This is a genomic window from Pyxidicoccus sp. M6 (genome assembly GCF_055568925.1).
Map to the genome: position 1 here is coordinate 4442468 of NZ_CM145714.1, position 20081 is coordinate 4462548.

Below are 20081 nucleotides of genomic sequence, written 5' to 3' on the forward strand. Positions count from 1 at the left end.
CCTGGAAGTGGCGCCGTCAGCGAATCTTGAACGAGGAGTCGCCCTTGTTCTTCGCTTCGTCCTGGAGCTGCTTCTGCACCTCGGCCAGGCGCTCCTTGTAGCGGGCGTTGGAGGGCTCGTAGGTGAGGGCCATCTTGAGGTTGCGCTCGGCGGCGGAGGGGTTGCCGGCGTCGCTGTCCTTCTGGGCCTGCGCGTAGAACTGGCGCCCCTTGGGGTGGGTGCCGATCTGCTCCTCCTGCTCCTTCTTGGCGGCGGCCTTGGTCTCCGCCTCGGAGGCATCGGTGAAGCGCAGCTTCTGGGCGCGCTCGGGGCCCGTCAGGTCGGCGAGGTACTTCTTGCGCTTCGTGTCGTCGCGCAGGACGTAATAGGCCTCGGTGACGCGCTTGTAGAGCTCGTGGACGCGCTCCTTCAGCTCCTTGTCCTCGACGTGGAAGAAGCGGTCCGGGTGGTAGGTGCGGCTCTCCCGGTAGAAGGCCTTCTTGATGTCCCCCGGCGCGGCGGTCTTCTCGATGAGGAGCACCTCGAAGTAGTCCACCTGGTCCAGCTTCGCGCAGCGCGCCTCCAGGTCCGCGAGCTGCTGCGCGTCCAGGCCCGGGCCCTTGTCGGCGCCGGGAGGGGGCGGCGGCGTCATCGCGGCGGCGGGAGGCGGAGGCGGCACCCGCTGCGCCACGGACGGAGCGGCCGGGGCGATGGGCGGCACCACGGGGGCGATGCCGGGCACGGCCGGGACGCGCGCGGCCACGGGAGCGACGCCCGGCACGGCGGGCGCGACGGAGGGCACCGCGGGAACGGCAGGAGCCACGGGCGGCACCGCGCCGCCCACGGCGGGCGGAGGCGGAGGACGCGGCGCGGAGCCGGCGGGGGCGAGGGCGGGAAGGGAGACCGTGGGGCGCGCGCCAGGACGAGGCTGGGGCGGCGAGGCCGGAGCCACGGGCGGCGCCACCTGGCCCACCGCGAGCGTGGGCGGCGGACGTGGGGCACCTCCACCCACGATGGGCGGACGCACGGCGGCACCGGCGCTCGGGACAGGACCCGCGGCGGACGGAGGACGCGCGGTGGCGCCGGGGGCCGCGGCCGGGCCTGCGCCGGAGGCGGGACGCTGGGCGGTTGCCGCCGCCGGAACGCCGGCTGCCGGTGCAGCGGCGCCCGGAGCGACGGGCGGCACGGCGTTCGGCACCGTGGTCACGGTGGCCGCCGCGACGGAGGGCACGGCCGGAGCGACGGAGGGCACGGCGCTCGGCATCGTGGTCACGGTGGCCGCCGCGACGGAGGGCACGGCCGGAGCGACGGAGGGCACGGCGCTCGGCACCGTGGTCACGGTGGCTGCGGCGACGGACGGCACGCTTCCGGAGGGAGGACGCCGCGCGGCGGCCGCAGCGACCCCCGGCGCGACGGGCGGAACGCTGCCGGTGGGCGTGCGCTGTGCGGCCGCGGGTGACACGCCGGGCACGGCGCCCGACGGCGGGCGCTGCATGGCGGCTGCCGGGGGCGGAGGTGGCTGTCCGGGCACGCCAGGCGTGATGGACGGCAGCGTCGCCGGAGTTCCTCGAGGCGCGGGGCCAGACGCGGTGGCCACGGCGGGAGTGATCGCGGGCGTGCCGCGCGGGGCAGTGCCGCTGGCATCAGCGCCCGGACGTCCGGCCTGCTGGGGCGAGGCCGCGGCGCCAACCGCCGGTGCCGTCACCGTGGGACGCGCGGACGGAGGCACGGTGCCCGGTGCCCCCGCGGCGGGGAGGGGGGTGATGGTGGCCCGCGGGGTCGTGGGAGTCCCGCCGGCAGCGGGCGCGCCCACGGTGGGAATGCCCGCGACGGTGGCGCGCTGAGGCGCCCCGGGAGTCGCTCCAGCAGCGGGAGCTCCCACGGCGGGGATTCCGGTCACGGTGGCGCGCTGCGAAGCCATAGGAGCCGCACCCGCGGCGGGAGCGCCCACGGCGGGAATGCCCGCGACGGTGGTGCGCTGAGGCGCGGCGGGAGCAGCACCGGCGGCGGGAGCGCCCACTGCGGGAACGCCCGTCACGGTGGCGCGCTGAGGCGCGGCGGGAGCAGCACCGGTGGCAGGAGCGCCCACGGCGGGAACGCCCGTCACCGTTGCCCGCTGCGGAGCCACGGACGGCGCGCCGGGCGCCGTCACCACGGGGCGCGGCGTGGCCGCCGTGGCCGCTCCAGGGGCTCGAGGCGGCACGGTGCCCTGCGACGCGGGCACGGCGCCCGGAGCCAGCGGCGGTCTCGGAGCCTGGGGGGCGCCCGGAGCGGGCGCGGACGGTACCGTGGGGACGGTGGCCGTCACCCTGGGGACGGCGGGGCGTGCGGGGGCCGCCGGCGTCCCGGGCGGGGCTCCCGGCGGCTTGCCGGTGCTGGGGTCTGAAGGCTGGGACATCTTCGGCGTCCAGGGGCCCCTTACTGGGCCACGGCGGGCAGGTCGTTCGTGTTGTGGCCAGCCAGCCGCGTGTCACGGTTCGACTGGATGGACTTCTGGATGTCGGCCTCGGACATGCCGGACGACAGGGTGATGGTCGTCGACGTCTTCTGGCCCGTCTCGGTGTCGCACGCGGACACGTTCACCAGGCCGTCCGTGTTGATTTCGAAGGTGACCTCAATCTTCACCTCGCCGCGGTACCCGATGCGGAAGCCCGAGAACTCGAACTCGCCCAGCATCTCGCACTCGTCGGCGCGGTTGGACTCGCCCTGGTACACGCGAATCTTCACCTTCTCCTGGCCGTCGCGGCTGGTGGTGAAGGTCTTCGAGCGGTCGATGGGGACCGGCGTGTTCTTGTCGATGATCTTCTCGGTGTAGCCGCCCACCGTGCCGATACGCAGCGTCAGCGGAGTCACGTCCACCAGGAACGTCTCCGTCTTGCTGTCCAAGAGCGCGTGCGACTGGAGCGCCGCGCCCATGGCCACGACCTGGTCCGGGTTGATGCCCTCCAGCGGGTCCTTCTGGAAGTAGTGCTTCACCGAGTTGCGGATGATGGGCAGCCGCGTGGGACCGCCCACCAGGATGACCGCGTCGATGTCCGCCGCCGTCAGGCGCGCGCTCTGCAGCGCCTCGTCGCAGACCTTGAACGTGCGCTGCACCAGGTCCATCACCATCCGGTTGAACTGGTCCTGGGTGAGCGAGCCGCGCAGGTCCATGATGTTGCCCTGCGCGTCCTGGCAGATGCCCTGGCAGAGGATGTCCGCGTGGCCCGTCTGCCCCACGTCGATCTTCGCCTTCTCCGCGGCCTCCTTGAGCATCTGCAGGCAGTACTTGTTCTGCCGCACGTCCAGCCGCGTCTTCGTCAGGAAGTCGTCCGCCAGCCACGTCATGATGCGGTCGTCGAAGTCGTCGCCGCCCAGGTACGTGTCACCCGCGGTGGCCAGCACCTCGAAGACGTCCTTGCCGATCTCCAGGATGGACACGTCGAACGTGCCGCCGCCGAGGTCGTAGACGACGATGCGCTGGTTGACGTCGCGGCCGAAGCCGTACGCGAGCGCCGCCGCGGTGGGCTCGTTGAGGATGCGCAGCACCTCCAGCCCGGCGATGCGGCCCGCGTCCTTGGTGGCCTGCCGCTGGTTGTCGTTGAAGTACGCGGGCACGGTGATGACGGCCTTCGTCACCTCGCGTCCCAGGTACGTCTCCGCCACCGCCTTCATCTCCTTGAGGACGAGCGCGCTGATTTCCGGCAGCGAGTACGTCCGCGCCCCCACGGCGATGCGCACCGAGTTGTTGTCGCCCTCGACGATGCGGTACGGCATCACCGCCTGCGCCTTCTTCACCTCGTCGGAGAAGTAGTAGCGGCCGATGAGCCGCTTCGCGGAATAGACGGTCTGCTCGGGGCTGGTGATGATGTTCTTCTTCGCCGCGTTGCCCACCAGCACCGAGCCGTCCTCGAGGAAGGACACACAGGAGGCGTGCGTCGTCTCGCCCCACTCGTTGGGGATGACGACGGGCCCACCGTCCTGGACCACCGACACGCATGAATACGACGTGCCCAGGTCGATGCCGATTGCGATCTCGTCCGCCATTACGTCTCCGGTGAAGACCCGCGAGCCCAGGTCCGTCGGTGAAGGGCAGGGAGGTTAGGACTCTCTCCCCGGCGTGTCAACGTTTCAGGTCAAGCAAAGCCCAGCCATTTCAAGGACTTAGCGAGGGGGCAAGGGGCCGTGCCTGCTGGCTTGAGGGGGGAGGTTGGCGTCATTATCTATCTCTGGGAAGGGGGTCTTCATCCATGTCCGTCGTCCTCGCCGCCCTGACGTCCGACCCGAACCTGCTCCGCTGCGAGCTGCAGCGGCTCGCCAGTCAGGTGCTCCTTCAAGGAGAGCAGCGCTCGAATGCCCTGGGGGTCGGCGCCTATGCGCAGGACGAGGTTTTGCTGCGGCGCTTCGCGGGCGACGGCGAGCTGACGCTGGACTCGCTCGCGCCCCCGCATGAGTCCGAGGCCCTGCTGTTCCACGGCGGCAGGCTGCCGCTGGGGCTGTCGCTGGAGGACAACACCCAGCCATTCCGCGCGCGCCGCTGGCTCTTCGCGCACCAGGGAAGCGTCAACGGCTTCGAGCAGCTGCGCGCGGGGCTGATGGCCTCGCTGCCCGAGCACCTGCGGCGGCTGGTGCGCGGCGGCACCGACAGCGAGGTGCTCTTCGCCCTCTTCCTGCGCCACCTGCGCGACGTGGGCCGCACGGATGACCCGAGGCTGGAGGCCCAGGTCGCCGGCCAGCTCCTGGCGGACACCGCGCGCGAGGTGGCGAAGGCCGGCGCGGACGCGGGAATCACCCGCACCTCCACGCTCAACCTCGTGGCCACCAACGGCTTCGTCCTCGTGGCGTGCCGCTTCGGCGAGGCGCCGCTCTTCTATACGCGGCTGGAGGGCACCGCGGAGTGCGAGCGCTGCGGCCTCACCGCCGGCACGCCGGAGACGCAGCCCGCGGTGGGCGCTCACCGCCGCCGCCACACGGTGGTGGTGGCCAGTCACGTGAAGCGCCCCGCGGGTTGGGTGGAGCTGGCCCAGGGCACCACGTTGGTCGTCGGGCCGGACCTCCAGGTGAAGCACCTCCACGCGGCCTGACGAGCGAGGAGGGCGCAGCACCCGGCGTAGAACCGGAAACCCAGAGCTTCGCGGATGAATCCGGTGAAGCCGGGTCCCAATTCACAAAAGTCGTGGATTTTAGCCCGAGCTTCCCAGGAATGGAAGTGGGTTGTAGTGGGTGAGATGTGCACCACTTTACATATTCATCGTGAGGGTGCTTAATTTACGGAAATTTTTCATCTGGGATGACTCTTTTTGCCGGCCCCTCTCCCTCAATTCTCAGATTCTGAGGCTCCGCTCTCCGTAGAGGTCCGACTGAAGTCGGACGCGGCGGTGGCGGCGGCGCTGGGGCGGCGGTTCGCGCGGCAGGTGGGGCTGACGGCCCCGGCCAGCGCGGAGGTGGCGGTGGTGGTGAGTGAGCTCGCCACCAACCTCGTCCGTCACGCCGGCGCGGGTGGCACGGTGGAGCTGTGGTGCGAGGGCGAGTTCCTTTTCATCCGCTCGAGAGACCGTGGCCCCGGTATGACGGACCCGTCGCGCCTCTTCATGGGGCGCGGCGAGGGACGTCCCGGGCCGCTGCCGGGCGAGAGCCTGGGTGAGGGTGGCGCGGCGGTGATGCGGCTGACGGATGGAGTCCACGTGTGCAACCGCGAGGGCGGCGGCCTGGAAGTGGTCGCCCGCAAGCGCGTGATTCTGGAGAACAGGAGGCACCGGTGAGCCGGGGCACGATGTGCACGGAGCTGTTGCGGGTGCTGCAGCAGTTCATGTCCGAGACGGCCGCGCGGCTGGTGCTGCGCGGTACGCTGGAGCCGCTGCGGCTGTCGGCCGAGTCCGTGGGTTCCGCGGAGCTGCCCCGCGTCATCGAGGCGCTGGAGCCGGCGACGCGCCACTTCGTGGACCCCGCCCGCAGGCCGCAGCTCGCCGCGCAGCTGCGCACGCTGGCCACGCCCAACGCCAGCGCGGTGTCGGCGCTGTACCCCACGGCCACGCCCGCCGCGCAGAAGCCCGGTGGCAGTGGCACCCCGGCGCAGGGCAGCCACGTCGCCGCCGCGCCGGCTCCGGCCCCCGCCGGACCCCAGGTCCGCGCCACGACGTACCTGGTGCGCACCGAGGCGGACGCCAGCCACGCGCGGCTCGCGGCGCGGATGATGTGCGAGGCCATGGGCGGCCGCGGCTACGAGTGCCAGAAGGTGGCCACGGCGGTGAGCGAGCTGGCGCGCAACCAGATTGCCTACGCCGGCGGTGGCACCATCCAGCTCACCCCCGAGCAGACGCCGAAGCGGCTGTTGCGCGTGCGCGCGGAGGACCAGGGCCGCGGCATTCCGGACCTGGAGCGCGTGCTGTCCGGCACCTACCGCAGCAAGACGGGCATGGGCCTGGGCATCCTCGGCGTGAAGCGGCTGGCGGACAAGTTCGACGTGCGCACCGGCCCCTCGGGCACCCAGGTGGACTTCGAGGTATGGCTGTGAAGCTCTCCGTCGCCTGGCAGTCCCGCCCCAAGCACGGCGAGGTGCGGAACGGCGACATGGCGCTGGTGCGCCAGGAAGGAACCCACACCCTGCTGGCCGTGGTGGACGCGCTGGGCCACGGCGCCGCCGCGGCGGAGGTCGCCGCCGAAGCGGGCCGCTGCCTGGAGCGCACGCCGCTGGACGGCGGCGTGGAGCCGCTGATGGAGGCGGCGCACGCGGCCCTGCGCAATGGCCGGGGCGCGGCCATCATGGTGGGCCTGTTCGACGGGAAGACGCTCCAGTGTGGAGGTGTTGGCAACGTGGAGCTGCGCACGCGCGGCACGCGGGTGCCGGTGGTGCCCACCCCTGGAATCCTCGGGCAGTCCATGCGCTCGCTCCGCACCGCCTCGGCGGCGCTCGTGCCGGGAGACCGGCTCGTCCTCTTCAGCGACGGGCTGAGCTCCCGGTTGGACCTGGAATACGCTCGGAAGCTTCCCCCCAACGAGGCCTGCGTGCTGCTCATGGAGCGCTACGCCCGCCCTTCGGACGACGCCACCGTGCTGGTGGCGGACGTGGAGAATTGACTCATGAGCCAGCACGACTTCCCCGGGGGCTCCCGCCCCGACCGTGAGACGTCCCGCATTCCCATCATCCCCCTCTGGGGCAACCTCATCGTCCCGCTGCAGGGGGACATCACCGACGCCCAGGCCGCGCAGCTGTGCTCGGACGTGCTGCGCGACATCCAGCGCATCGGCGCGCGCGGCATGGTGGTGGACATCTCCGGCCTGTGGCTGGTGGACAGCCACCTGTGCGCGGTGCTCGCGCGGCTGGCCGCCTCGGCGCGGCTGATGGGGACGCGCACCGTGCTGTGCGGCATGGGCGCGGACGTGGCGCTCACCTTGCAGAGCATGGGCATCCAGCTCGAGGGCGTGGAGACGGCGCTGGGCCTGGAGGAAGGCCTGGCGCTGCTCGGCGTCGAGGTGGTGGGCGCGCGCGGCGCCGACTCCGAGCGCGAGGCCTCCATGGCCCTGGCCGACGAGATGCTCGGCCTGGCGCCCTCACCCGTGACGAAGCCTTCCGCTTGAAGTCCGAAGGAAGAGGAACCCCACCCCCACCATGAGCGCCCTTCCCAAGCAGGACCTTCTCACCATCAGCCCCGAGCGCATCGGCCGCATCATCGACGTGCTGTCGATGATTTCCGTGGGGGAGTTCTCCCCCGAGCGCACCACCATCCCCATCCACGAGATGGACGAGCTGGCGGCGCTGGAGGAGACGCTCAACGTCTTCGTGCGCGAATTGGCCACCACGCGCCGCGAGCACGAGGAGGCGCTCACCCGCCTGGCGACGAGCCACCGGGAGCTGGAGGAGAAGCTCGGCACGATTGACCGCCAGCGCGAGGCCATCCGGGACTTGTCCACGCCCATCATCGAGCTGTGGGAGGACATCCTCACGCTGCCGATTGTCGGCGTGGTGGACACGCAGCGCTCGGTGGAGATGACCGAGCGGCTGCTCCACCGCATCGTCCAGTCGAAGGCCCGCTGCGTCATCATCGACATCACCGGCGTGGAGGTGGTGGACACGATGACGGCCAACCACTTCATCAAGATGGTCAACGCCGCGCGCCTGTTGGGCGCGTACTGCGTGGTGACGGGCATCAGCCCGCTCATCGCCCAGACGCTGGTGCAGATTGGCGTGGACCTGCGCGAGGTGAAGACGCTCAGCAGCCTGAAGGAAGGTCTGCGCGACTGCTTCCTCCACCTGCGCAAGCACACCACCGGCACGTCCAACACGCAGCGCTGACGCTCGCCCGAGCCCGGACAGGGAGCACCGCCATGAACGCCATCTGGACGCTGGGTCCTCACAAGATGTGGTTCGAGGAGCCGGACACCGTGCGGCTCCAGACCGTGGGCGTCTACGACTTGAAGCTGCTGGAGGAGTCGACCGCGCTCGCCAGCGAGCTGAAGAGGACGCATCCCACGCTCTTCCTCATCTCGGACATGAGCCGGTCCACGGGCATGTCTCCCGAGGCGCGCAAGCTGCTGGGAGACAAGCCGGAGCTGCTGCCCTACGCGGGCACGGTGGTGTTCGGCGCCAACTTCGCCGTGCGCACCATGGTCAACATGATGACTCGCGCCGCGGAGCTGCTGGGCCGCGGCACGGTGAGCACCCCCTTCACCATGGTGGCCACCGAGGACGAGGCGAAGGCCTGGGTGGCCCAGCTGCGCGAGGCCGCGCGCGTGAAGCCGGCCTCCTGAACCCAACCCCTTCCTGATTCTCTAGAGGAGCCGAAGCCATGGGAGCCGTCTGGACGTTGGGCCCGCACAAGATGTGGTTCGAGGAGCCGGACACGCTGCGGCTCGTCACCGTGGGCGTCTACGACATGAAGCTGTTGGAGGAATCCAACGCCATCGCCAACGAGCTGAAGAAGCACCATCCCACGCTCTACCTCATCACCGACTCGCGGCAGGGCTCGGGCATGTCCGCGGACGTGCGCAAGCTGCTGGGCGAGAAGCCGGACCTGATGCCCTACGCGGGCTCGGTGCTGTTCGGCTCCAGTTTCGCCATGCGGACCATGGTCAACATGATGATTCGCGCGCAGCAGTTGATGGGGCGCACGGCCGCCGTCGAGTTCACCATGGTGGCCACCGAGGAGGACGCGAAGGCCTGGGTCGCCGGGCTGCGCGAGGCCGCGAAGGCGAAGAAGCCGGCCTGAGGTCTTCAGGACGCTCCCCTCGTACCGGAGGGTGATTGCCGTACGACTCGGGAAGTACACCCCGGGTCTGGAAGGAAGTAACCGGGCGTGATGGCCTATGCTGCCCGGCATGATCATCGCCATTCCCCGTGAAACGGTGCCGGGCGAAAGGCGGGTCGCGCTCGTGGCGGAGAGCGTGAAACGCCTCGTCGGCAAGAAGCACGAAGTGGTGGTCGAGAGCGGTGCGGGCCTGGGCGCGGAGTGCTCCGACGAGGAGCTACGCGCCGCCGGAGCGCGCATCGAGTCCAGCGCCGCCGCCGTCTACGGTGCCGCGGACGTGCTGCTGAAGGTGCAGCCTCCGACTCCTGACGAGGTGTCGCTCCTGAAGTCCGGCTCGGTGCTGGCGAGCCTGGCGTTCCCCCTGGCCAACCCGAAGCTGGCGCGCGCCATCGCCGAGCGGCAGGTGACGCTGCTGGCCATGGACATGGTGCCGCGCACCACGCTGGCGCAGATGATGGACGTGCTCAGCTCGCAGGCGACGATTGCGGGCTACCGCGCGGTGCTGCTCGCGGCGGAGGCGCTGCCGAAGCTGTTCCCCATGCTGATGACGGCCGCCGGCACCATTCCGCCAGCCAAGGTGCTGGTGCTGGGCGCGGGCGTGGCCGGCCTGCAGGCCATCGCCACCGCGCGCCGCCTGGGCGCGGTGGTGGAGGCGTACGACGTCCGCAAGGTGGTGAAGGAGCAGGTGGAGAGCCTCGGCGCCCGCTTCGTCAACATCGAGATTGAAGACGGCGCGGGCTCCGGTGGCTACGCGAAGGAGTTGAGCGAGGAGGCCAGGAAGAAGCAGGCCGAGGTGCTCGCGACGCACGTGGCGAAGTCCGACGCGGTCATCACCACCGCGCAGGTGCCCGGGCGGCGCGCGCCGCTGCTGCTGCCGGCGGACATGGTGCGGCGGATGAAGACCGGCTCGGTGGTGGTGGACATCGCGGCGGAGCAGGGCGGCAACTGCGAGCTCACCCGCCCCGGCGAGCGCTACCGCACGGACTTCGGCGTCACCGTCATCGGCGAGAAGAACCTGCCCAGCCAGCTCTCGGTGCACGCCAGCGCCATGTACTCGCGCAACCTGGAGAAGCTGCTGGCGCACGTCACGGACAAGGACGGCGCGCTGAAGCTGGATACGGCCGACGAAATCGTGAAGGGGATGCTCATCACCCGCGGCGGGGACATCGTCCATCCGGCCGTGGCGGACGTGGCGTTGAAGGAGGTGGCCTGACATGTCGCTGACGCTCATCTTCGGCCTGTACGTGTTCTTCCTGGCCGCCTTCACCGGCTACCAGGTCATCTCCAAGGTGCCGCACCTGTTGCACACGCCGCTGATGGCCTTCACCAACGCCATCTCCGGCATCTCCCTGGTGGGCTCGCTGCTGGCGGCGGGCGGTCACTACGGGACGGTGTCCACGGTGCTGGGCGCGGTGGCGGTGCTCGCGGCCACCATCAACGTGGTGGGCGGCTTCCTCATCACCGACCGCATGCTGCGCATGTTCAAGAAGAAGGGCGGTGCGCGATGACGCTCTCCCTGACGGAGACGTTCGTCCAGTTGCTGTACCTCGCGGCCTCCATCCTCTTCGTGCTGGGCCTGAAGGACTTGGGCGACGCGCAGACGGCGCGGCGGGGCGTGCTGCTGGCGGAGGTGGGCATGCTCGCCGCCGTCGTCGGCACGCTGCTGTACGGCATGGAGGTGTCCGGCGTCATCGTGCGCTGGGAGTGGATCATCCTCTCCATCCTCATCGGCTCGGCGGTGGGCACGGGCATGGGCCTGTGGATTCCCATGACGAAGATGCCCGAGCGCATCGCCCTGTCGCACGCCTTCGGCGGCCTCGCGGTGGCCTTGGTCGGCGTCGTCGAGTACCTGGAGCACGGCGGCCCGCACATGACCACGCTGGCCGTGACGGCCACCGGCCTGGAGGTGGCGCTCGGCGCGCTCACCTTCACCGGCAGCCTCATGGCCTTCGGCAAGCTGCAGGGCTTCATCACCGGCAAGCCCGTCACCTACCCGGGGCAGAACGCGTCCAACATGCTGCTGATTGTCGGCACGCTGGGCCTGGTGGGGCTGCTCGTCTACTCGCCGGAGGCGTCGTGGGCCTTCTACGCCGTGGCGGCGCTGGGCGTGCTCCTGGGCGTGCTGCTGGTGCTGCCCATCGGCGGCGCGGACATGCCGGTGGTCATCTGCCTCCTCAACTCGTACGCGGGCCTCGCGGCGTCGGCCACGGGCTTCGCGCTGGGCAACAACGTCCTCATCATCTGCGGCGCGCTGGACGGCTTCTCCGGCTTCCTGCTCGGCATGATGATGTCCAAGGCGATGAACCGCTCGTTCGCCAACGTGCTCTTCGGCGCCTTCGGTGCGGAGCCCGAGGCGAAGGCGGTCACGGCGGGAGCGGCGTCCTCCGGGCCCGCGCCCAACGTGGGCTCGGTGGAGGAGGCGGCCGAGGTGCTCCGCGCGGCGCGCTCCGTCATCGTGGTGCCGGGCTACGGCATGGCGGTGTCCCAGGCGCAGCACGCGGTGCGAGACCTGGCCAACGCGCTCCAGTCCAACGGCTGCGACGTGCGCTACGCCATCCACCCGGTGGCCGGCCGCATGCCCGGACACATGAACGTGCTGCTCGCCGAGGCGAACGTCCCGTACGACCACCTCTTCGACCTGGAGGTCATCAACGATGACTTCGCGGCGACGGACGTGGCGCTGGTGGTGGGGGCGAATGACGTGGTGAACCCCGCCGCGCGCAGCAACCAGAGCAGCCCCATCTACGGCATGCCGATTCTGTCGGCGGACATGGCGAAGACGTGTCTGGTGCTGAAGCGCTCGCTCAACCCGGGGTTCGCGGGCATCGAAAACGAGTTGTTCGTCCGGCCGAATACGATGATGGTGCTGGGTGACGCCAAGAAGACCATCTCCCAGTTCACCGCGGCGTTGAAGGAGTAGCGCGGACGATGATTCGTGAAGCGGTTCCGGCGGATGCCCCGTTGCTGGCCCGCCTGCTCCGGGAGTCGTTCGAGGAGTACCGGGGGCGGTTGGATCCGCCCTCCAGCGCGCACGGCAAGACGGAGGACGTCGTGCTGCGCGAGCTTCGGGACGGAGGCGCCCTCATCGCCGAGGAGCCCTCCGGGCCGGTGGGCTGCGTCTTCTTCCACGTGAAGCCGGACCATGTGTACCTGGACCGGCTGGCGGTGCTCCCGCCCTTCCGGGGGCGGGGCACGGCCCGCGCGCTGATGGAGGCGGTGGAGGCCCGGGCCCGGGCGCTGGGGCCCACGCCCGTGCGACTCAACGTGCGGCTGGCGCTCAAGGACCACCAGGACTGGTACGGGCGCCAGGGCTACGCCTTCCTCAGCTACGGCACCCACGCGGGGTACGCCTCGCCCACCTACGTCGTGCTCCAGAAGGACCTCTGACTCCGCGTCACTCCTGTCGCCGGGACGCCTGCTCGGACCTCGTGCGGGCGGGTGTCATGTGGCGGACGGAGCGCCTCGAGCCGCTGGAGGCGTGACTGGGCCACTGTGGGCGGGCGCCGCACAGTGGGATGACGATGCCAGAACGGAGGCGGATATTTTCGTCGGGGCTCCGATTAAAGTGGGGACCTCGTCCACCTTCGCGCAGTCGCTCTCCGTTGACGAATCCGCCCGCGGGCATTCCATTGGGGAGTCAGAGGGTGGCGGAGCGGGTCGTCGATCGGGTTCTGGCAAGGAGCGGTGCATGGTGGGCAACTCAGGCGATGGGAGCGCCAAGCCGGGCGGCTCCCGGGAAGGCCGCTCGGAGGAGCCGGACACCGACTCCTCGCCCGTGCTGGATGGTGTGGCCGACGCGGAGCTGGATGCCATCGTCAGCAAGCTGCGCACGGACAAGCGCCGCACCATGGCGCCCGCGGCGCAGTCGCGCTCGCGCGGGGAGATGATGTCCGAGCGGCTGCATCGTGGACGCCCGCTCGTGTCCGCGATGCCCACGCCGCAGCCTCCGCCCCCGGAGGCGCCGAGCTATGCGTGGTACGTCGCGCTCGGCACGCAGGCCTCGGGGCCGCATGACGCCGCGGCGCTGAAGGCCTTCTGGGAAAAGGGTGAGCTGGGACCGGATTCGCTGTGCTGGCGCGAGGGCTTCAGCGCGTGGCTGCCGCTGTCCCAGGTGCCGGAGCTGGCGGGGACCGTCGTTCCGCTGCCGGAGGAGAAGGTGCCGGCGGTGGACGCGCCCGCGGATGCCGGTGCCCAGCGGGCCCGTTCCGGGTTGAAGGGAGCCGAGGTCCTGCGGGCCATCGCGGCGGGAGCCGTGGCGGACGAGGTGACGTCCGCGCCCGTGGCTTCCTCGGGGCCGGTGGCAGGCGCGACCGTGGGAAGCGGGGCCGCTGGGATGCCTGTGGCCGGCGCGATGCCTGGCGTCACGGGCTCGGGCGTGCAGGGCCCTGCGGCCCAGCAGCTCCAGTCCGCTGGCGTTGCTTCGGCGGGCGTCGACTCCGAGAGCACCACGGAGAAGGAAGTACCCGTGGCCCCGCCTCGGCAGGAGGGTGGCTTCGCGGGTGCGCAGGTGCAGGCCGCTGGCTTCACCACGGAACAGGACACGTCCGTGACTCCGGCGGCGATGCACGCCGTGCTGACGGATGAACCGAAGGCGGGCCGTGAGCGCGCGCGGCGGCGTGGCGCCGTGTGGCTCGTGGCTGGAGGCGGAGTCGTGGGCGGCCTGACGGTCGCCGTGGCCATGGGGCTGCTGGGGAACGTGGACGTCCGTGGGCTCGCGGCGCGGTTCGGCCTCCGCGAGGACGCTCCCAGGTTGGAGGCCTCCGCTTCCGGGAACGCATCCGCCACTCCGAACGCTGGCGGCACGGAGCCCTCCGCTTCCGGGAGCGCGTCTGCCACTCCGAGCGCTGGCGGTACTGAATCCCCCGTCATCTCGAATACGGGTGGCGCGGCGACCGGCGAAGGGCAGGGCGCCGCCGGTGGTATCGCCAGCACCTCCGCTAAGGGGACCGGCGGGGAGACCTCGGGAGCGGCGGGAAGCGGCCTCGCGGCCACGGTTGCCTCGGGGACCTCGGGAGCGTCCGTGTCCTCAGGGGCCGGCGCGAGCCCCTCGCGCGCACCGCTGGGCGCCGTTGGAATCGACCGGGGTGGAAGCCTGCCCACGCTGACGGGCTCGCGCAGTGACGACGTGGATGATGTCGACCGTGCGCCGAACTCGGTGCTGTCCTCTCCGCTGCCGACGGGCAGCTATCCCTCGCGAGCACAGGGAGACCCGCAGGCCGCGTCCGGCGCCGCGCTCGCGAAGCGCACGGCGGAGTCGCCCGTGGGCGGAGCTCCGGGCAAGACGGAGCCGAATGCCGCCGCCGCGAAGGCGGAGCCCAAGTCGGACGTGGGCCCGGACGAGGACTACGAGCGCGAGCTGCTGGATCCGCCAGCCGTGAGCGGCCCCCCGGAGCGCAACGTCTACGTGCCGCCGGACCCGTCGACGCCGCGCGAGATTCTCCCGGAGACCGACATCTACGAGGTGGTGGCCGCGAACACGGCGGACATCGCCTCGTGCGCCGTGGGGGAGAAGCCTCCGCGCCGGGTGGTGGTGCGCTGGACCATCCTCCCGAGCGGCCGGGTGACCGATGTCATCACCGAGACCGCGTCCGTCAAGGGCACTTCGCTCGCCTTCTGCATCGAGGACAAGGTGCGCGCGTGGAACTTCTCCCGGCACCAGTCGCAGGGCGGTCCCGTGCGTTTCCCGTTCGTGTTCTAGGCAGACCTCGAGGAGCCTGAATGCCGGCCTACGTCGTGGTGCAGATTGCCGTGCACGATGCGCAGACCTACGAGCGCTACAAGCAGCTCGCCCCGCCGTCGATTGCGCAGTACGGCGGGCGCTACCTCGTGCGCGGAGGCGCGACGGAAATCCTCGAGGGCACGTGGCAGCCTCCGCGCTTCGTCATCCTCGAGTTCCCCAACGTGGAGCAGGCCCGCGCCTGGTGGAGCTCACCGGAGTACGCGCCCGCCAAGGCGCTGCGCCAGTCCAGCACCCACTCGATGATGGTTCTCGCCGAGGGCCTGCCCGTCGGCGCCGTGCCGCCCTGATTTCGCCCGTCCTCCCAACGTCCCCGCGCACCGGACGGGGCGGCCCGGGGCCGCGGGCCGCACACCCGTCCTGAACGACCCGTCAGCTCACGCCGACGGCGGTCCAGCTCTCCTTCACCTTCTGGAGCTCCGTCGAGTTGGCGCCGTACAGGTCGGTGGCGGCCTTGATGGTGGCCTCACGCGCCTGCTTGAAGGTGGTGTTGGGCGTCATGTAGTGGGCGAGGGCGCGGTAGTAGATCTTCAGGCCCTTCTCCATGCCGATGCCGTCCTTCACCTCGACGCCGGAGGTGCGGTTCTTCCCGCCGTTCGCCAGCAGGTAGAACGCGTTGTTCGCGATGCCGCTGGAGCCGTGGACCTCCTGCTGCTTCGGGTAGTTCTTGTAGTTGTCGATGGAGTACCCGTCCTTCGTCGGGTCGTTCATGTACCGCAGGCCGTCCGTGTTGCCGTTGCCCGGGGTCCACGCCGTCTCGCCCACCGTCCAGTTGAACTTCACGTCGGAGTTCTTCTGCGAGGCGTACCACTCCACGCCCGCGCCGAAGATGTCGCTCATGGCCTCGTTGAGGCCGCCGGACTCGCCGCTGTAGATGAGGCCCGCGGTGCGCTCCGTGAGGCCGTGCGCGATTTCGTGCCCGGCGATGTCCAGCGCGGTGAGCGGGCCGGCGTCCTTCCCGTCGCCGTCGCCGTAGCTCATCTTCTCGCCGTCCCAGAACGCGTTGACCAGGTTCTTGTCCACGTGCACGTACGAGACGAGCTTCTCGCCCGCGCCGTCGAGCGAGTCGCGGCCGAGCACGTTCTTGATCATGTCGTACGTCATGGCCGCGCCGTAGTGCGCGTCCACCGCCGCCTTCGAGCGCGCATCGTCACCGGTCTCGCCCCAGACGTCGTTCTTGTCCTTGAAGTCCACCGAGCCGCTGGCCTGCGCCTTGTTCTGGCCGTCGTAGGTGATGACGCCCTTGCCGCGCGTGGAGTCGTGGAGGCTGAAGGTGCCGTCCGCGTTCTTGTTCGTGGAGAGCGCCACCTTGCCGCTGTAGAGCGACGTGTCGTCCGCCGTGCCCGAGGGCGTGGGCGTCGGGCCCGGCGTGGGCTGCGTCTCCGGCTTGCCCGTGGCCTTCAGGCCCCAGCCATTGAGCACGCCCGTGTCGCCGCGCGCCTTGTCGCTCACCGTGAGCGTCCACTCGCCCTTGGCCTTCTCGCCCGCGAAGGCCGTCAGGTCGAACGAGCCCTTCAGGTCGTCCGCGCTGCCGCCGGTGCGGTTGTGCACCACCGCGCTCTTGCCGGAGGGGCTCGTGAGGGTGACGGTCAGGTCGCCGCGGTACGTGTGCTTGATGTCGAGGTCCAGCTTCAGCTTGTCGACGGTGACGTCGCCGTCCAGCTTCAGCTTCGACGTGACGGTGCCCAGGTCGCCGATGGCGGCCTTCGGCGTGGCGGTGGCGCTCGTCTCGGGTGTGGTGGCCGTCGCGGTGGCGGCCTTCGCGCCCTTCTTCGAGACGGAGAAGCCGTCAATCTCGTTGTAGCGGTTGAGGACCTTCCCGGTGTTGGCGTCCACCAGGTAGTTCATCCGGCGCGGCTTCTCCTGGCCGGCAATCTGGTCCATCTCCACGCGGTAGGCGGACTGGTACTTCCCGGTGGACGGGTCCTTGTAGATGACGCGCTCGGCGTTGGGCTGCTTGTCCGGCCTGGCGCCGAACTCCTTGCGCGCCACCTCGATGGCCTGCGCGGGCGACAGCTTGGGCTTCTCGCTGCCGAGGCCGGAGGGGATGGCGGGCTGCTCGCCGGTGATGCTCGTCACCTTCCCGTCCTTGTCGAGGTGGGAGATGAGCTGCTCACCGAAGACCTTCACGCCCTCGTGCACGCGGTCCAGGCGCACGTGCGTCATGCCCAGCTCATCGCGCTCGACGTTCTTCGGGACGTAGGTGTCGGCCGGCCTCGCGAGCGACGGCGTCCCCGGGCCGATGTACGCGAGCGAAGTCTGGATGGCGGCCTGCGCGTCCTTGCTGGCCAGGGCAAGGCGGCCGGGCTTGGGGGGCACGGGCGTCAGCGTCTGCTCCGCGCGAGCCAGCTCGGTGCGGCGCGGGGCCGGTCCGAAGCCGTCCTGGATGACGAGGGGCTTCGCGGCCCCAGCCTTCACGGTGTTCTTCGGCTGCGTCTCAGTGGTGGTGGGGCGGAGGTTGACCGTCTTCGGGCCATCGGTACGGCGGACGCTCATGGTGGGGGGCTCCGTGCGGCTGGGGGTACTGAATTGTCGGGCCCGCACCGTCAAAGTTGCGCTGTGCGTCGAAAAATTTATTGATTTGATACAACCCGGGAAGTCAGGCGAAGGCTTTCGGGTTTTCAGGGGAGTTTGTTGGAGGGGCATCCACCTCGATGACCTGGGTCCCCGGCTCCCTGTCCAACGACCTGCCCCGCGGGGCAGCAGCTCGGCGCGCCGACGCAGTCCCATTACCTCGCGCGTAATTGAGACACGCACCTCGTCGGCGCACATTGCCCTCGTGAGCGCGCGGGCCCGCCTGGGCCCCGCGGGATGACTCCCACGCTCCATTCGAAAGCGAGAGCAATCATGGACAGGCGAGACCTTCTGAAGTCGGCGGTGGCGGCGGGCGTGGGCATGAGCCTCGTGGCCGAGGGCAGCGAATGGCTGTCCCCGAGCGGCAGGCCCGGCGAAGCGAGGGGCCAGGTGCAGTCCGGCTCCATCATCCGCACCCGTGATGGCGTGGAGCTGTACTACCGCGACTGGGGTTCGGGCCGGCCCGTGGTGTTCCTCCACGGCTGGGCGCTCACCTCGGAGATGTGGGCGTACCAGATGCAGCCGCTGTCCGAGCAGGGGCTGCGCTGCATCGCGTACGACAGGCGTGGGCACGGCCGCTCCAGCGACCCGGGGCGGGGCTACGACTTCGACACGCTCGCGGATGACCTCGCCGCGGTGCTGGACGCGCTGGACCTCCGTGACGTCACGGTGGTGGCCCACTCGATAGCGAGCTGCGAGCTGACCCGCTACCTGTCGCGCCACGGCCGTGGGCGCATTGCGCGGCTCGTGTATCTCGCGCCGGTGACGCCGTTCCTGCTCAAGACGGCGGACAACCCGGACGGCGTCGACGCGGCGGTCTTCGAGTATGTCCGCAACCACTTCTACCTCCGCGACTTCCCCGGGTGGCTGGCGGACAACGCGCGCCCGTTCTTCGTCCCCGAGACGTCGGCGGCGATGGTGGAGTGGATCATGAGCCAGATGCGCGGCTGCTCCATGAAGGCCGTCATCGACTGCAACCGCGCCATGACGTCCACGGACTTCCGTCCCGAGCTGGCGCGCATCCGCCTGCCCACGCTCGTCATCCACGGCGACAAGGACGCGTCCGCGCCGCTGGAGCTCACCGGGCGCAAGACGGCGCGTCTCATCCCCGGCGCGCGGCTGGAGGTGTACGAGGGCGCGCCGCACGGCCTCTTCGTCACCCACCTGGAGCGGCTGAACGCCGACCTGCTGGCCTTCGCGAAGAGCTGAAGGCGCCTCACGGCCCGCCGAAGAAGGACACCTCCAGGATGCGCACGTAGAGGTTGCACGCGGCGTGGAAGAGGGACGAGCCGATGACGGTGCCGGTGCGCTCGCGCATCCAGCCGAAGAGGAGCGCGGGGAAGAACACCGACAGGCGCCAGGCCTGGAAGATGGCCAGGTGGCCCAGGGCGAAGAGCACCGCCGTCACCCAGAAGGCGCGGCCCAGCCTGCCGCCCAGCACGACGCGCCCCTGCGGCCACGCGTCGCGCAGCCGCGCCTGGACATAGCCGCGGTAGAAGAACTCCTCCGGCAGCGCGACGACGAAGAGCTGGTCGATGACCCACTCGCCGAAGCGCGGGGGCAGGCGGAACTGGAAGTGGGGCTCGCCCACCATGGGCGTGATGAAGCGCGCCAGCCAACGGGGCAGGTGGGGAATCACCTCCGCGAAGCCCGCGAAGGCGACGAAGAACAGCGGCCCGACGATGACGGACAACACGAGGAACAGGCGCACGTCCTCGCGCCACGCGCGCAGGGACAGCCCGTAGTCGCGGTAGTCCTCGTCCCGCCAGCGCATGGGGATGAGCGGCAGGTAGAGGAAGCCCACCGTGGCCACCAGCTTGGGGATGCTGGTGCCGCCGAAGAGCAGGAACGCGACGATGATGCCCAGGAAGCCCACCGCCCACAGGCCCAGCACTTCCTGCACGGCGCTCGGGCGCCACTGCGTCGTCATCGCCTGACTCATGTCCCGTCCGCCGACGCGAGCTGCACCTTCACCTCGCCCAGGGGCAGCACGCGGCAGCCGCGCTTGTGCCGCTGCACCACCACCGCCACCAGCCGCCCGTCCCCGTCGAACACCGGGCTGCCCGGAGGCAGGGCCAGGGGCACGTCGAAGAAGGGCAGGGGGGCGGTGCGGTTCACCTGCGCGGACACGGGCCGTGCGGGCTCCCGCCGCGTCGCGGGCAGCACGCCCACCACCCACCGTCCCGCGAGGCTGTCGCCGTCCTTCAGCAGCCTCACCGGCACGGCGGGGTAGGTACCGTCCGGCGCGGCCACCACCGCCACCTTGAGCGCAGCATTGGCCAGCACCACCTTCGCGGGCAGGGCCTTGCCGTCGTGCTCCACCGTGGCGGCATTCAGCCCGACGAAATCCTCACCCACCGGGCCCAACGCGGTGAGCACCTGCCCGGCGGACCCCACGATGACGCCGGGGCCGGTCTCCTTCGGCCCGCGCACCCGCACCACCGAGCGCGTGTGCAGCTCCATCACCCGCTGCAGGTCCGCGCGCGAGGGACGGGCCTCGTCCGCGAGGGCGGGGAGGGTGAGGAGAACGAGACAGAGGAGGAGCGGCGGCAGGCGGGACATCGGCT

General features: G+C 70.6%; 21 protein-coding genes. 16 read left to right on the plus strand and 5 right to left on the minus strand.

Features of this window, described 5'->3' with window-relative positions:
* Positions 1–16 precede the first annotated feature (16 nt).
* Positions 17–1006 (minus strand): DnaJ domain-containing protein, encoded by a 990-nt coding sequence (locus ACVTJA_RS17730; RefSeq protein WP_465837599.1) that lies wholly within the window; start codon positions 1004–1006, stop codon positions 17–19.
* Positions 1007–1055: 49 nt separating this feature from the next.
* Here ACVTJA_RS17730 and ACVTJA_RS17735 point away from each other — a divergent pair, with 49 nt between their 5' ends.
* A complete protein-coding gene (locus ACVTJA_RS17735; RefSeq protein WP_465837601.1) occupies positions 1056–1823 on the plus strand; it encodes a hypothetical protein in 768 nt (255 codons plus the stop codon).
* Positions 1824–2397: 574 nt separating this feature from the next.
* Here ACVTJA_RS17735 and dnaK read toward each other — a convergent pair.
* Complete coding sequence (gene dnaK / locus ACVTJA_RS17740) at positions 2398–4005, minus strand: molecular chaperone DnaK (RefSeq protein WP_465837603.1); 1608 nt, start codon at positions 4003–4005, stop codon at positions 2398–2400.
* Positions 4006–4208: 203 nt separating this feature from the next.
* Here dnaK and ACVTJA_RS17745 point away from each other — a divergent pair, with 203 nt between their 5' ends.
* The 14 genes from ACVTJA_RS17745 (at position 4209) to ACVTJA_RS17810 (ending at position 15230) form a co-directional block, all read left to right on the plus strand.
* Positions 4209–5042, plus strand: coding sequence for a class II glutamine amidotransferase (locus tag ACVTJA_RS17745; protein WP_465837605.1), 834 nt, complete (start codon positions 4209–4211; stop codon positions 5040–5042).
* Positions 5043–5336: 294 nt separating this feature from the next.
* On the plus strand, positions 5337–5720 hold the full coding sequence (locus tag ACVTJA_RS17750) for an ATP-binding protein (RefSeq protein ID WP_465837607.1): 384 nt from the start codon (positions 5337–5339) through the stop codon (positions 5718–5720).
* Positions 5717–6472 (plus strand): ATP-binding protein, encoded by a 756-nt coding sequence (locus ACVTJA_RS17755; protein WP_465837609.1) that lies wholly within the window; start codon positions 5717–5719, stop codon positions 6470–6472. The genes ACVTJA_RS17750 and ACVTJA_RS17755 overlap by 4 nt, the downstream gene beginning before the upstream one ends.
* Positions 6463–7035: a SpoIIE family protein phosphatase gene (locus ACVTJA_RS17760; protein ID WP_465837611.1), complete on the plus strand. Its 573-nt coding sequence runs from the start codon at positions 6463–6465 to the stop codon at positions 7033–7035. Before ACVTJA_RS17755 ends, ACVTJA_RS17760 begins: the two co-directional genes overlap by 10 nt.
* 3 nt (positions 7036–7038) lie before the next feature.
* A complete protein-coding gene (locus ACVTJA_RS17765; RefSeq protein ID WP_465837612.1) occupies positions 7039–7536 on the plus strand; it encodes an STAS domain-containing protein in 498 nt (165 codons plus the stop codon).
* A gap of 31 nt (positions 7537–7567) precedes the next feature.
* Entirely contained in the window at positions 7568–8251 is a 684-nt protein-coding gene (locus ACVTJA_RS17770; RefSeq protein WP_465837613.1) for an STAS domain-containing protein, read from the plus strand.
* A gap of 32 nt (positions 8252–8283) precedes the next feature.
* Positions 8284–8706 (plus strand): STAS/SEC14 domain-containing protein, encoded by a 423-nt coding sequence (locus ACVTJA_RS17775; protein ID WP_465837615.1) that lies wholly within the window; start codon positions 8284–8286, stop codon positions 8704–8706.
* 38 nt (positions 8707–8744) lie between these two features.
* Complete coding sequence (locus ACVTJA_RS17780) at positions 8745–9164, plus strand: STAS/SEC14 domain-containing protein (protein ID WP_465837616.1); 420 nt, start codon at positions 8745–8747, stop codon at positions 9162–9164.
* 109 nt (positions 9165–9273) lie between these two features.
* A complete protein-coding gene (locus ACVTJA_RS17785; protein WP_465840430.1) occupies positions 9274–10416 on the plus strand; it encodes a Re/Si-specific NAD(P)(+) transhydrogenase subunit alpha in 1143 nt (380 codons plus the stop codon).
* 1 nt (position 10417) lies between these two features.
* Complete coding sequence (locus tag ACVTJA_RS17790; RefSeq protein ID WP_046713014.1) at positions 10418–10711, plus strand: NAD(P) transhydrogenase subunit alpha part 2; 294 nt, start codon at positions 10418–10420, stop codon at positions 10709–10711.
* Positions 10708–12123, plus strand: coding sequence for an NAD(P)(+) transhydrogenase (Re/Si-specific) subunit beta (locus tag ACVTJA_RS17795; protein ID WP_465837617.1), 1416 nt, complete (start codon positions 10708–10710; stop codon positions 12121–12123). Before ACVTJA_RS17790 ends, ACVTJA_RS17795 begins: the two co-directional genes overlap by 4 nt.
* A gap of 8 nt (positions 12124–12131) precedes the next feature.
* Complete coding sequence (locus ACVTJA_RS17800) at positions 12132–12590, plus strand: GNAT family N-acetyltransferase (RefSeq protein ID WP_465837618.1); 459 nt, start codon at positions 12132–12134, stop codon at positions 12588–12590.
* Between the two features lie 301 nt (positions 12591–12891).
* On the plus strand, positions 12892–14901 hold the full coding sequence (locus ACVTJA_RS17805) for a GYF domain-containing protein (protein WP_465837620.1): 2010 nt from the start codon (positions 12892–12894) through the stop codon (positions 14899–14901).
* 20 nt (positions 14902–14921) lie between these two features.
* Positions 14922–15230, plus strand: a complete 309-nt coding sequence (locus ACVTJA_RS17810) for a DUF1330 domain-containing protein (RefSeq protein WP_465837621.1) — start codon at positions 14922–14924, stop codon at positions 15228–15230.
* 82 nt (positions 15231–15312) lie between these two features.
* On the opposite strand, the gene ACVTJA_RS17815 is transcribed toward ACVTJA_RS17810, so the two are convergent.
* The gene (locus tag ACVTJA_RS17815) at positions 15313–17436 is read right to left on the minus strand and encodes a M4 family metallopeptidase (RefSeq protein WP_465837623.1); all 2124 of its coding nucleotides are present in this window, start codon (positions 17434–17436) and stop codon (positions 15313–15315) included.
* Between the two features lie 351 nt (positions 17437–17787).
* On the opposite strand from ACVTJA_RS17815, the gene ACVTJA_RS17820 reads away from it, so the two are divergent.
* Positions 17788–18723 carry an alpha/beta fold hydrolase gene (locus ACVTJA_RS17820; RefSeq protein ID WP_465837625.1) on the plus strand — a complete coding sequence of 312 codons (936 nt, stop codon included), beginning with the start codon at positions 17788–17790 and terminating at the stop codon, positions 18721–18723.
* Between the two features lie 7 nt (positions 18724–18730).
* On the opposite strand, the gene mrtX is transcribed toward ACVTJA_RS17820, so the two are convergent.
* On the minus strand, positions 18731–19456 hold the full coding sequence (mrtX, locus tag ACVTJA_RS17825) for a myxosortase MrtX (RefSeq protein ID WP_465837626.1): 726 nt from the start codon (positions 19454–19456) through the stop codon (positions 18731–18733).
* Positions 19453–20076, minus strand: coding sequence for an MXAN_2756 family trypsin-like serine endoprotease (locus ACVTJA_RS17830; RefSeq protein WP_465837628.1), 624 nt, complete (start codon positions 20074–20076; stop codon positions 19453–19455). The genes mrtX and ACVTJA_RS17830 overlap by 4 nt, the downstream gene beginning before the upstream one ends.
* Positions 20077–20081 lie beyond the last annotated feature (5 nt).

Coding starts and splice junctions, on each gene's coding strand:
- ACVTJA_RS17815 (WP_465837623.1), bottom strand. CDS start 17,436: ATGAGCGTCCGCCGTACCGATGGCCCGAAGACGGTCAACCTCCGCCCC.
- ACVTJA_RS17765 (WP_465837612.1), top strand. CDS start 7,039: ATGAGCCAGCACGACTTCCCCGGGGGCTCCCGCCCCGACCGTGAGACG.
- ACVTJA_RS17820 (WP_465837625.1), top strand. CDS start 17,788: ATGGACAGGCGAGACCTTCTGAAGTCGGCGGTGGCGGCGGGCGTGGGC.
- ACVTJA_RS17745 (WP_465837605.1), top strand. CDS start 4,209: ATGTCCGTCGTCCTCGCCGCCCTGACGTCCGACCCGAACCTGCTCCGC.
- ACVTJA_RS17790 (WP_046713014.1), top strand. CDS start 10,418: ATGTCGCTGACGCTCATCTTCGGCCTGTACGTGTTCTTCCTGGCCGCC.
- ACVTJA_RS17775 (WP_465837615.1), top strand. CDS start 8,284: ATGAACGCCATCTGGACGCTGGGTCCTCACAAGATGTGGTTCGAGGAG.
- ACVTJA_RS17800 (WP_465837618.1), top strand. CDS start 12,132: ATGATTCGTGAAGCGGTTCCGGCGGATGCCCCGTTGCTGGCCCGCCTG.
- mrtX (WP_465837626.1), bottom strand. CDS start 19,456: ATGAGTCAGGCGATGACGACGCAGTGGCGCCCGAGCGCCGTGCAGGAA.
- ACVTJA_RS17805 (WP_465837620.1), top strand. CDS start 12,892: ATGGTGGGCAACTCAGGCGATGGGAGCGCCAAGCCGGGCGGCTCCCGG.
- ACVTJA_RS17830 (WP_465837628.1), bottom strand. CDS start 20,076: ATGTCCCGCCTGCCGCCGCTCCTCCTCTGTCTCGTTCTCCTCACCCTC.
- ACVTJA_RS17785 (WP_465840430.1), top strand. CDS start 9,274: ATGATCATCGCCATTCCCCGTGAAACGGTGCCGGGCGAAAGGCGGGTC.
- ACVTJA_RS17760 (WP_465837611.1), top strand. CDS start 6,463: ATGGCTGTGAAGCTCTCCGTCGCCTGGCAGTCCCGCCCCAAGCACGGC.
- ACVTJA_RS17780 (WP_465837616.1), top strand. CDS start 8,745: ATGGGAGCCGTCTGGACGTTGGGCCCGCACAAGATGTGGTTCGAGGAG.
- dnaK (WP_465837603.1), bottom strand. CDS start 4,005: ATGGCGGACGAGATCGCAATCGGCATCGACCTGGGCACGTCGTATTCA.
- ACVTJA_RS17770 (WP_465837613.1), top strand. CDS start 7,568: ATGAGCGCCCTTCCCAAGCAGGACCTTCTCACCATCAGCCCCGAGCGC.
- ACVTJA_RS17795 (WP_465837617.1), top strand. CDS start 10,708: ATGACGCTCTCCCTGACGGAGACGTTCGTCCAGTTGCTGTACCTCGCG.
- ACVTJA_RS17810 (WP_465837621.1), top strand. CDS start 14,922: ATGCCGGCCTACGTCGTGGTGCAGATTGCCGTGCACGATGCGCAGACC.